General features: G+C 60.9%; 1 protein-coding gene. It reads right to left on the bottom strand.

What is annotated here, in order from left to right; all coding sequences use genetic code 11:
* Positions 1-1,111 precede the first annotated feature (1,111 nt).
* Entirely contained in the window at positions 1,112-2,956 is a 1,845-nt protein-coding gene (gene glmS, locus BN3659_RS11115; protein WP_091537006.1) for a glutamine--fructose-6-phosphate transaminase (isomerizing), read from the bottom strand.
* Between the last annotated feature and the right edge of the window lie 268 nt (positions 2,957-3,224).

Here is a 3,224-nt window from a genome sequence, read left to right as displayed (position 1 = left end):
GGGTTTATACATAAGCGCAGAAGATGTCGGGCGAAGGCGCTCCGGGCTTTCCCGAGGCGGTTTTTCGGAGGCGGCAATGAAGAGATTTCGGGATCGGTTTCCGCACATGCGGAAGCCGGTCCCGAAATTCAATAGGGCCATGCACCGCGGGCGGACGCCCCCGCGGATGACCGCAAAGATAACGGCTCCGCCGGGCACGTCGGGAGGCGGCGAGGAACGGGATGCGTCGGAAGCGGGGAGCGAGAAAAGCAGGCCGACGAATTATGGAGCAGCAGATTGGAGCCTGTTTCCCCGATTTGAGGTTCGCAAACGCTTTGCGACTTCATCCGGACAGGATCGGAAGGCCGTGCCTTGCTTGAACGGACGGACGGGGGCGAACCCGAAAGCGGCGTCGGTCGAAAGAAGCCCTGAAAATTGCCTGCGAACTGTCCGCGAATACCCCCCCCCTTCGTCCGAACGACAGAACCCCTGCCGCACGCCGGTAAAACGGTGTTTCCGGCCGGGTTTGCCGCACTGTCGGGACAACCCCCTAAGCGAGCGCCTCCAACTGTTCAGGCAACCGTTCGCGTCCCTCTGAAAACACCCTTCGGAAGCCCTCCGGCATTCCCGTCGGCAGAACTCGTTTTTCGGATCGAACTCTCATGCAGACGCTCGCCGCATCGCTCCCGAGAAGCGATACGGCTCTCATTCCGGGGTCGGTTTCGGGCGCATTCGCACCGGGATACGGGGCGAAACGCTCCGGGTTCCGGCCGTTTCGAACGGATTCGGAAGGAGGGGGGGGCGACCGCGGCGACCGCGGCGCGGCATTCATACACAGATACAATACCCGTACTTACGACGATTCGCCTCTCGTGTCGAGCGTTCGGAGGCATCGTCGAAAGTGCGTGTACGGCATGCGGAAGCACTCGTTCGTTCTTGCGCGTTCAATAAGGACGGTTGCCGACGAAACGACAACCGCTCGAACGGTAATTGAAGACCGTTCGAGCGGTTGTTTTTCGTTCGACTATGCCATGGGCCCGTGGCGCGCGCGCGCGTTTCATCGGCGCATTTCGGTTGTGCATTTCCGATGCGGGGCGTTTTTCCGTTTACAGACGCCCGGCCGCGGCGGGGGTTATTCCACCGTTACGGATTTGGCGAGGTTGCGGGGCTGATCGACGTTGCGGCCCTTGTACACGGCGATATAATAGGCCAACAGCTGCAGCGGCACGCTGACCACGATCGGCATGAGGCACTCCGTAACCACGGGCACCTCGATGCAGTAGTCGGCGCAGCGGCGCGCCTGCTCGTCGTCTTTGGCGATCACGGCGATGATGCGCCCGCCGCGGGCCTTGACCTCCTCGATGTTGCTGAGCGTCTTGGCGTAAGTATGATCGGGCGTGGCGATCGCCACGGTGGGCATCTCGTTGTCGATCAGGGCTATGGGGCCGTGCTTCATCTCGGCGGCGGGGTAGCCTTCGGCATGGATGTACGAAATCTCCTTCAGCTTCAGCGCGCCTTCGAGCGCCGTGGGGTAGTTGTAGCCGCGGCCGAGGTAGATGAAGTTGTGGGCATAGGTGAAGATTTTGGAAAGGTCGCTGATCTGCTTGTCGAGCTTGAGTACTTCGGTCAGCGTGTCGGGCAGTTCGAGCAATCCTTTGGATACTTCGCGGAAGTAGCTGTCGCTCACCGTGCCGCGCTCCTTGCCGATGGTCAGCGCCAGCATGGCCATCACCGTAACCTGCCCGGTGAACGCCTTCGTCGAGGCGACGCCGATCTCGGGCCCTACGTGGATATAAGCCCCCGAATCCGTCGCACGCGCGATGGAGGAGCCGACGACGTTGCAGATGCCGAAGACGAACGCACCCGCCTTGCGGGCCAGCTCCACGGCAGCCAGCGTGTCGGCCGTCTCGCCCGACTGCGACACGGCGATCACGATGTCTTCGGGATGTATGATCGGATTGCGGTAGCGGAACTCGGAGGCGTACTCCACCTCGACGGGGATGCGGCAGATGTTCTCGATCAGGTGTTCGCCGATGAGCGACGCATGCCACGAGGTGCCGCAGGCCACGAAGATGATCCGTTTGGCATGCACGAATTTGTCGCGGTTGTCGATCACGCCCGACAGTTTGACGTCGTAGTCGTCGGGATTCACGCGGCCGCGGATGCAGTCGACGATGGTCTTGGGCTGCTCGTAGATCTCCTTGAGCATGAAATGGGGATAGCCGCCCTTTTCGAGCTGCGAGATGCTCAGCTCCAGCTGCTTGATGTCGATCCGGCTCTCCTCGTTGTCGAGCGTTACGATCTTCAGGGGGCGGTTGCGGTTGATGACCGCCACCTCGCCGTCGTTGACGTAGACGAAGTCGTTGGTGTATTCGATGATCGACGCGGCGTCCGAGCCGAGGAAGTACTCTCCCTCGCCGATCCCCACGACCATCGGGCTGCTCTTGCGGGCGGCGATGATTTCGTCGTGGTTGCCCTTCTCGATGATGGCGATGGCATAGGCGCCGATTACCTGTTTGAGCGCCTGCTGCACGGCTTCGAGCAGGGTGCAGCCGTTCGTCGCGCGGACGTATTCGATGAGGTTCACCAGCACCTCCGAATCGGTGCTGCTGCGGAACGTGTAGCCGTTGGCCACGAGCGCATCCTTCAGCACGCGGTAGTTCTCGATGATGCCGTTGTGGATCAGTGCGATGTTCTCCGACTCGGAGTAATGGGGGTGGGCGTTCGCGTCGTTCGGCTCGCCGTGCGTCGCCCAGCGCGTGTGGGCGATGCCGATCGTACCTTCGAGGTCCTTGGACTCGGCGAAGTGCTCCAGCGCGGCGACCTTGCCTCTGCACTTGTAGACGTTGAGCCGTCCGCTTTTGTTCACCAGCGCGATGCCGGCGCTGTCGTAGCCCCGGTATTCGAGGCGGTGAAGTCCTTTTATCAGAACGGGATAAGCCTCGCGCCTACCCACGTAACCTACGATTCCGCACATAGAATTTCATGCTTGTTGGGAGACAAAGATACGAAAAAGTCGGGCGCAAAAACAAATTTATTCGCATTTTGCCGGTCGGAAGCCTCCGGAACGAAGGGAAGGATACGAAAATGTACGGAAAAAAACGGATCGCGGAGAGGAGGGGTTTTATCCCTCCTCTCCGCGATCGGATGCCGCCGGGGCGCCTCCTACCTGCCGCTGCGGGCGAAATAGGCGTAGAAATAGGGAATCGTCTCGATGCCCTTGTAGAACTGTTCGAGCCCGAAGC

The organism is Alistipes sp. CHKCI003, from assembly GCF_900021155.1.
Taxonomy (GTDB): Bacteria; Bacteroidota; Bacteroidia; order Bacteroidales; family Rikenellaceae; genus Alistipes; species Alistipes excrementavium.
The sequence above is the reverse complement of the archived record's forward strand: the minus strand, read 5'-3'. Positions and strand labels throughout refer to the sequence as shown.

Excerpts from the sequence above, each read along its gene's own strand:
- glmS (WP_091537006.1), bottom strand. The coding sequence starts at position 2,956 with ATGTGCGGAATCGTAGGTTACGTGGGTAGGCGCGAGGCTTATCCCGTT.